Source organism: Tardiphaga sp. (assembly GCF_041424195.1).
Taxonomy (GTDB): Bacteria; Pseudomonadota; Alphaproteobacteria; order Rhizobiales; family Xanthobacteraceae; genus Tardiphaga.
Genome location: NZ_JBGMOE010000139.1, coordinates 1 through 7,181 on the forward strand (window position 1 = coordinate 1; position 7,181 = coordinate 7,181).

Sequence of the window (7,181 nt, forward strand, 5' to 3'; positions counted from 1 at the left end):
TCGTCGTCCGCATGAACTTGTAGCTCGCCTTGTTGGTCGAGGCCTGGGCGTCGGGAAAATCGATGCACAGGTTCGTCGCGACCGGGCACGGCATGCGGAGCTTGTCGGTGAACATGTCGCCGATCAGACGCGCCACATCCCACGGCGCCCAGCGCGTCGGCAGATTGCGCACAGAAAACGACCGGACATCGAACACATCGGGATAGATTTCGCCGATCTCAGGCGCGCCGTTGACCATCTTGCCTGTCGGACGGAAGCGCTCGGTCCGCAGCAACATCCGATCCGGCTCGACCTGCAGTTCGATGTCGCGGCGGATGGCCTGGTCGGCGATCGGATCGAGCGGATTATAGCTGACGGCGTCATCGCCGGCTGCGGTGGTCGGCGAGGTGATGTCATCGATCCATCCGATCAGCGCCACCGGGTCCATTGCGCGCGCCGCGACATTGATGGAGGCAAGAGACGCGATGATTCCTTCCATCACGGAGACGATCTGCTCGACAGACACGCTGGACGATTCCGGGGTCGAATAGGAGATCGCGACGCGATGATTGCGGAGGCAGAACGGCGCGTCTGCAGACAAGGAGTCCCACACGCCGTCGGTGAGGAAATCGACGCGGTGCTTGGCCATCCGTTCGTAGACGCCGCGCGCTGAATAGCGTGGCAGATACCATTTTGAGAGATGTTCGCCGATACGCGGCGACATCCACTGATGGAACTGGAGGCAGCCCGGCGCGGGAACGCCTTCGGACAGGAACTGCGCCAGGATCTCGCCGGTGCGCTCGTCGGCGCCGACAAGAGGTGCTGCCTCGATCACGAACCCGCGCGACGCGCTGTTGTAGAAGATGCCTGTCTTCGGATCATAGCTGCGGTACGGCAGCCAGTGTGCCAGCATCGGGACCGCGAGATCAGGCTGCTGGGCGTCCGGGCGCTTGCTGTCGCCAAACACGCCCGAGAGCAGATCATCGAAAAAGCGCCGCACCATCTTAATTCTCCTGCGGCACGGACGCGGGGAAACCCGCAGCGCGGACGACCGGCTTTGCATCTGGTTTGGCCGGCGGGAGCGTCGCGGCCGCGGCCGCGCTGCGCGCTTCGTCCTGTGCCTCCCCGGCCCGTGTCTGGTATTGCGGGCTCGCCTTCACCCGCGCGACCACCTCGGCACCAACGCTTGTCTTGGGCTGGCCCGTTACCGCGACCGGATTGGAGCTCGCTGGTTTCACAGCGGTAGCCGTCGCACTTGCGCTCACCGAGGAAGCCTCAGCCTTCTCGATCTGTCCTGGAAGCCTGGCCGGCTGCGCCTCACCCGCTTTTATGGAAGGCGCCGGCGCCGAGGCGTTGCGGCCCGCCTTGGGGGCTAGGCGAGCCGCAACATCGGACTTGATCGCCGCGACCGGGTCGACACTGCGCGCCCGCGCAGCGGCAACTGCCGCAGGATCAGGAAGATCAGGATCGAACGCCGCGACATCGACGAACGCAGGGTCGGCGCGGTCGACGGCCTCTTCGAGCGATTCCGGCATCGCGCGCATCAGGGCCGCATGGCGGTCAGGTAGAGGCGTGGCAGATGCCACAGACTGTTGCTGCCATTCGCCGCTCTGCACCACCGCGTGGACCGCACTTACCTCGTGCAAGCGCCCGCGCTCGTCGATGTAGGGCTGGAAGACGATCCGCAGCACCCGCTCCTGGGTACGCCGAGCATTGCCGGGTTGGACGGGCACAATCTGTCTGGTCGCGGTCGTCCGCGAGCCCCGCGCCTTCGGGCGGGTTTCTATATAGGGCCCGGCCGGCGTCGCGTTGCCGCCTCCATTCTCGCCTGCGATCATCGCCAGCGCACGGTCGTCGATCGATGAGGAGGGCGCGCAGATGCCGTCTGGCGCGGCGCAAGAGAAACTGCCCCGCACATTGCTGCCGAAGGTCGCGCAGCCACTGAGCACGGTCAGCGCCGCCAGAGCTGCCGATCCCAGGAGGAGCGGCAATCTGCGGGAGCGGTTCCAGCGCCCGCTCACGACTTGGCGTCCCGGAGCCAGGCTTCGAGGAATTCCTTCGGCCGATAACCTTCCAGGATCGCACCGTCGCTGCGGACGATGATTGGTGTCGCGTTCAGGCCGTGCTTCTGGGCGAACTTCTCATTGGCATCGAGGCCCTTGGTGTCGCATGCCGCCGGAGCCTTGAACGGCTCGGCCGCATAAGCGGCGTGTAACGCCTGTTCCTGGTTTTTGGAGCAGTAGACGCGGTCGGCAATGTCTCGGCTGCCGAGGACAGAGATCGGTCGCTCGACCACCCTCACGTCCATACCGCGCAAAACGTTGGTCAGCGCGCGGCAATAGCCGCAGCGGAAGTCTGTGAAGATAGTGAGGGTTTGCTTGGCAGCCTTATTGCCCCAAACGATCGCGCCCTCCTTCGGCAAGCCGGTCAGGTTGAGCATGGCTGGTCGCGTGGGCACCGTGGTCCGCCCGCCGCCGACCGCTGCGGCCGTGACTTCTCCCCCGCCCTCCTCGCTGCCTCCGGCTGCCGCGGCATTTGCCTTCGCAGCCCCGCCGACCAGTAAGTCGGGGTTGATCTCGAGAAGCCGGGCCGCCGTCAGATCCTGGCGCGTCTCCATGTCGTAGACGCGGCCGATGATAAGATAACGAGCACCGTGATTGACGTAGAAGAGGTTCGCGCCCGCGGTGACCTCGCAGAGCCCTTCGATTTTCTCGCAATTGACCTTGGAGACTTCCGTCTTCGGCAGACGCGCCTTCAGGAGACCCGTAACCTTTGCTTCGTCTGGACCCGCCACATCGGCGGCCAGTGCGATGCTAGCCACGCCGATCGCGCCGATCGCTGCCAGGACGGGAGCCCGCCGTGTGAAAAGGCGCAGCTTACGCAGTCGATCAATTGCGGACATACACACCCTCCAGGAAGACGATTTCGACATCGATGCCGGTCGGCATCTCAATCACAGGCTGATATTGCTCGGCGCGCTCGATCAGATATTTCGAGACATCCTTGCCGGATTCCGCAGCGCCGCCGCCGAGCGCGCGCAGGCCGACGCTGCCGAAATTGGGCGTGCGGTTGATGCCCCCTTCGCCGTCTCTAGCGATTGTCGCCAGTGGCTGGTTGAAGGCTGTGTTGAGCGCGTTGCCGCCGCCACTGACCAGGCCGGCCAGGAAAGCCTGCATCGCAAGAGAACCCTCTCGGCTGACCACCCGGCCGCGCACGCCGGTCTTGCCGCCGAACGCGATGAACCCCTTCACCTCGGAAACAGCGTAGCGGCCGCCGGGCTGCGGGCAGGTCATCTTCTGAAGCTTGACGTAGACCTTCTCACTCGAGAGATCGCCGCGCGCCGCGCCGTTGATGAGACAGCCCTCGATCTTCGTCGTGAGGAGCTTGCCGTTCTGATAAACAGAGCGGGCCGGGCCGGTGACACGAAGCACCACGGGCAAAGGATCGGTCTGGCTGTTGACCCCCGCACTTGCGTCGACGCCGACGATGACCTTGGCGCTCGCGAAGCTGTTCGGCGGCAGATAATTGATGCTGTCACTGTATGTCGTGGTGCCCTTCGCGACCCGCGTCGCCGTGCCAGTGTCGGCCGTCTGAAAGCTGACCATCTTGACCTCGGTGCCGCTGCTAGTTGGCATTGTCCGACCGCCAGGACCGGTATCGGGGCGCTGGTAATTCTGGACGCCGTTGGGGCCGTACATCGCGGAAGGGCCGGGCGGCGGCGGGGGCGCTGCTGTTTTGGAGGCGACCTGCCGCCTGAGCTGGTCGTTCTCGGCCTGGTAGGCCGACAGCACCCGTGCGCCGTCGGCGCGCATCGCCTGGTTCTCGCCTTTGAGCAGTTCGAGCTGCTGGGCGAGCTGGTCGACCCGCTGCTGCTGCCCGTTGACCGATTTCAGCTGGTTCTCGACCGACTGCATCTGGTTTTCCGAGAGCGCCATCCATTCCTGCTGGTTGAGGTTCTTGTTGACCATGTCCTTGGTCGAGACTTCGACCTTCGCGGCGTCGCTGTCGGTCGACGAAGATTTTCCGCCATCGTCACCGAAGATCCAAAACGACGATGCGATGAGCCCGGCGCCGGCGACGCCGGCGAGCAATAGGCGCTGCCGTTTGCGAACGCTCTCGTTCGCGGTCAGATCGCTCGAGATGGGAGAGACCCCCTCCTCTTCTGGCGCCCCGTCGAGAGGCGCGCGCCTACGCCGGAAGATATCGGCCAAAGCCATGTCACTGCCTCCCGTTTTGCGAGACGAGGTAGGCCGTCGTGACCTTCCCTGGATCGAGCTTCGGCTCTGCGATCGACACCGCCAGCGCGCTCGGCGGCGCAACGGTCGCTTCGGTCAGCGTGACCGAGGCCAGGCCTCTATTCTCGATGCGAAGGACGCGGCCGGTGAGATCGGAGCCGCGATATTCGGCGATCATCTGGACTTTGAGCGTACCAACATAGACGGGGCGAAACGCCCGTTGACGCATCTCGTACCCATCGATGACGCTGTTCGAGTACATCGCCTGCACGAGCTCGACGGCGGTTTCCTGCGGATCAGCGGCTGCGACTTGCGGCGCCGTGTCGCCCGCCTTGTCCTTTGCGATCGCCGGGTTCGAGATGAACACCTGGACCGCCTGCTCGCCCGCAATGCGGCACACGAATTTGTAGACATAGCCCCGCTTGCTGGTCGCGAAGAAGGAAAGGGCCTGGCGGCCGAACCCCTCCGGCACCGACAGGTAGATGTCGCCGCGGACCGGCTCGTTCACGACCGAGAAATCGTCGGCGGGATTGCCCGTCGAGATTTTCGAGACCGAAGCGAATTCATCCTCGACGAGGCTGATCCTGGTGAGGTCCTTCGCGGAGGCGGCGCAGTCGACCTGGCTGCCGTCGGACGCCATCACTGTCTGGTCGGCCCAGGCCGGTTGCGCGATAAGGAAGAAGCTCACCGCCACGAGTGAAGCACCGATGATACGGCTCAGGTAGCAGTAATAGCGGGAGAGGAAGATGGCGCCGGTTGCGGCGCTGCCGATGGCGTAGACCGACATCACTGATCCTTTTCCTTGCCGGTCGTCACCATTCCGAAGCCGACAAGCTTCAGGGACAGTCCGGAATATTGCCAATCGAAGCGGAAGGTCCGGCGCTCGCTAGAGACCACCTTGTTTCCGACGATCGTGTGCAGATCGCCCGTCACCGTGGACCACAGGTTCTTCGGGTCGATTTCCATCGTGTGGATCGTGAAGAACTGCGCGATCGAGGAGCCGCGCTGCTCGTTGACGATCTTCATGAGGTCGCCACGGATTTTGCCCTGCGCGCTCGGCGCGGTGATCTCGAGGACCGACTTCATCCAATATTCGAGGTTCGAAGGACTGCGATCGAGCGTGAGCACTGCGGTGTCACGGGTGATCAGCTCCAGATACTCCCGCGAGACTCCCGCGCTGTTGACCGCCAAGGGTCGCGCCAGGACCGGCTGCAGGACGATCTCGCGATCGCGCGTCGCCGTGACCATCAGCAAGATGCCCGCGAGAACGCCCAGCACCACCGATACGATCACGAGGAGATTGCGCTGCCTCAGGACGCGTTGGCTTTGGGCGTGTGTGTAGGTGATCTCCATCTTACCCGGCCATCAGTCGGAGATAAGAGGGTGGCGTGGCCTTCATGCCGGTGAACCCGGCCGGAAGATGCCAATAGGCCAAATGGAGGAGCCACGACGTCGCCCGCCCTGCCTTAGCCTTCTTCAGTCCCCACCAGCCCGCACCCGAGAGCACGACGCCAATGAGAATGTGCTGAGACAGGATTCCCCAGACGAACGGGATAATCATCGCCAGGAATTCATCTATCGTCCACAGCCCGATTAGCTCGGGATCGTCTAGATGAGACGGTATGACGTACTTGTCCGCGGCCATTGCACCACCCTCTCCAAAAGCCGGCCGGATCTGCTATTCCGACCGACCGTCGGACCTTTCAGATCGTTGCCGTGACGGTAGAGGTGACGATCGGAATGCCGGTGCCCGCGCCGACGCCGACGCCGACCGGGATGGCGATCTGGCCCATCGAGAAGCGGCCCGAAGCAAGTGCCACGATGCCGCCGGCAAGCGAGAGGACGGTGATGATCTTGCCGCCTGAGCCTTCGAGAAAATCGGTGAACTTCGTCAGGGCGGTGTCGAACGTCGTGTCGGCGCCGGCGAAGGCGGGACCGGCGAAGAAGAAAAAGGCGAAAAGGAGCGCGGCGAGGACAAGGAGCGCCAGCTCCAGCCGGCCGCTTTGTTTGAGGACGGACTGCATGAGGTGTTTCCTTCGCTTCAGGAGACGCGATCTGCCGCGCCCGAAATTGAAAGGACCAAGTGGCCATTCGTGTCGCAAGCTCCCACGAGCGGATGGTTGCCGATCGCGCGGATTTTTTTGTAGTCCCTGCCTTTTGCCCGTTGGTATTGGGCTTTGCGCCCCGATGGGCGGGACGCGGCATCCGGATAGTTGGGCAGTCTGCCCTTGATAGTCGGGCGTCGCGCCCCGCAATTGCGGACAAGGCGCGCCCAAGGTAGATTCGCAGCGGGAAGACTCGCGAAATATCAACCTTTGGAGCCCAAAAGGGGCGCTCCTCTGCCGACTGTTACCAGTCTCTCATCAGAAAAGGAGAAATCACCAAGTGGGCGGCAAGAGCACCGAAGCCCAAGGCTGTCTTCTCCGCGTGTCAGAGGACTTGTTCCGCCTGACGACCGAGAGCCTCCGGCTTCACTCGAATGCGACCCTCGCGCACCAAACTCTTGCCGCACTCATCGAATATCGTGCGTTCGATGAGTCGCATCTCGACGATCACGAGGTCACGACGCTGGGCGAGCATCTTGATCTCGTGCCCGGCCCCGGCGAAATTAGCCTCGATCTCAAGCTTGCCTCACGGAGCGTCGATTATCTTGAGGCACTGCAGAAAGCGTTCAGCCACAAGCTTGCCACTGCGCTTGCGCTCGAGGACGCCCTCTCCCTTCTCTTGTTCGACTACGTTGTCGAGCATAAGGCCTCAAAGATACTGCAAGCTCTTGATGACGAGACGAAACAAAGTCTCTTGGGCTCCGGTCGAGCCTCACGCCATTAACAGCCGTCAATCGGCCGGATAGTAAATGGATTGCTGCTCAATCTGGCCCCAACCATTGTTGCAATGACCGTTTTCTCATGATCCTTTTACACCGTCCGTTGGACGGCAGGGGGTCATTATGTCATCTCATCCCAAGCT

9 protein-coding genes are annotated in these 7,181 nt (G+C 63.1%); 1 reads left to right on the top strand and 8 read right to left on the bottom strand.

Going from position 1 to position 7,181, the window contains the following annotated elements:
* From ACEK02_RS18515 to ACEK02_RS18550, 8 genes are all read right to left on the bottom strand, one after another.
* A partial coding sequence (locus tag ACEK02_RS18515; protein WP_371423039.1) for a TraC family protein occupies positions 1-982 on the bottom strand: 982 nt, incomplete at its 3' end.
* Position 983: 1 nt separating this feature from the next.
* Entirely contained in the window at positions 984-1,970 is a 987-nt protein-coding gene (locus ACEK02_RS18520) for a TraV family lipoprotein (protein ID WP_371423040.1), read from the bottom strand.
* Positions 1,971-1,996: 26 nt separating this feature from the next.
* Positions 1,997-2,881 (bottom strand): DsbC family protein, encoded by an 885-nt coding sequence (locus ACEK02_RS18525; RefSeq protein WP_371423041.1) that lies wholly within the window; start codon positions 2,879-2,881, stop codon positions 1,997-1,999.
* Positions 2,868-3,947 (bottom strand): TraB/VirB10 family protein, encoded by a 1,080-nt coding sequence (locus tag ACEK02_RS18530; protein ID WP_371423042.1) that lies wholly within the window; start codon positions 3,945-3,947, stop codon positions 2,868-2,870. The genes ACEK02_RS18525 and ACEK02_RS18530 overlap by 14 nt, the downstream gene beginning before the upstream one ends.
* Positions 3,948-4,197: 250 nt before the next feature.
* Positions 4,198-5,001 carry a type-F conjugative transfer system secretin TraK gene (locus tag ACEK02_RS18535; protein ID WP_371423043.1) on the bottom strand — a complete coding sequence of 268 codons (804 nt, stop codon included), beginning with the start codon at positions 4,999-5,001 and terminating at the stop codon, positions 4,198-4,200.
* Positions 5,001-5,567, bottom strand: coding sequence for a type IV conjugative transfer system protein TraE (locus tag ACEK02_RS18540; protein ID WP_371423044.1), 567 nt, complete (start codon positions 5,565-5,567; stop codon positions 5,001-5,003). Before ACEK02_RS18540 ends, ACEK02_RS18535 begins: the two co-directional genes overlap by 1 nt.
* 1 nt (position 5,568) lies before the next feature.
* Entirely contained in the window at positions 5,569-5,859 is a 291-nt protein-coding gene (gene traL / locus ACEK02_RS18545; protein WP_371423045.1) for a type IV conjugative transfer system protein TraL, read from the bottom strand.
* Positions 5,860-5,917: 58 nt separating this feature from the next.
* On the bottom strand, positions 5,918-6,238 hold the full coding sequence (locus ACEK02_RS18550; RefSeq protein ID WP_137788431.1) for a TrbC/VirB2 family protein: 321 nt from the start codon (positions 6,236-6,238) through the stop codon (positions 5,918-5,920).
* 361 nt (positions 6,239-6,599) lie between these two features.
* Between ACEK02_RS18550 and ACEK02_RS18555 the strand changes: the two genes are divergently transcribed.
* Positions 6,600-7,043: a hypothetical protein gene (locus ACEK02_RS18555; protein ID WP_137788432.1), complete on the top strand. Its 444-nt coding sequence runs from the start codon at positions 6,600-6,602 to the stop codon at positions 7,041-7,043.
* Positions 7,044-7,181 lie beyond the last annotated feature (138 nt).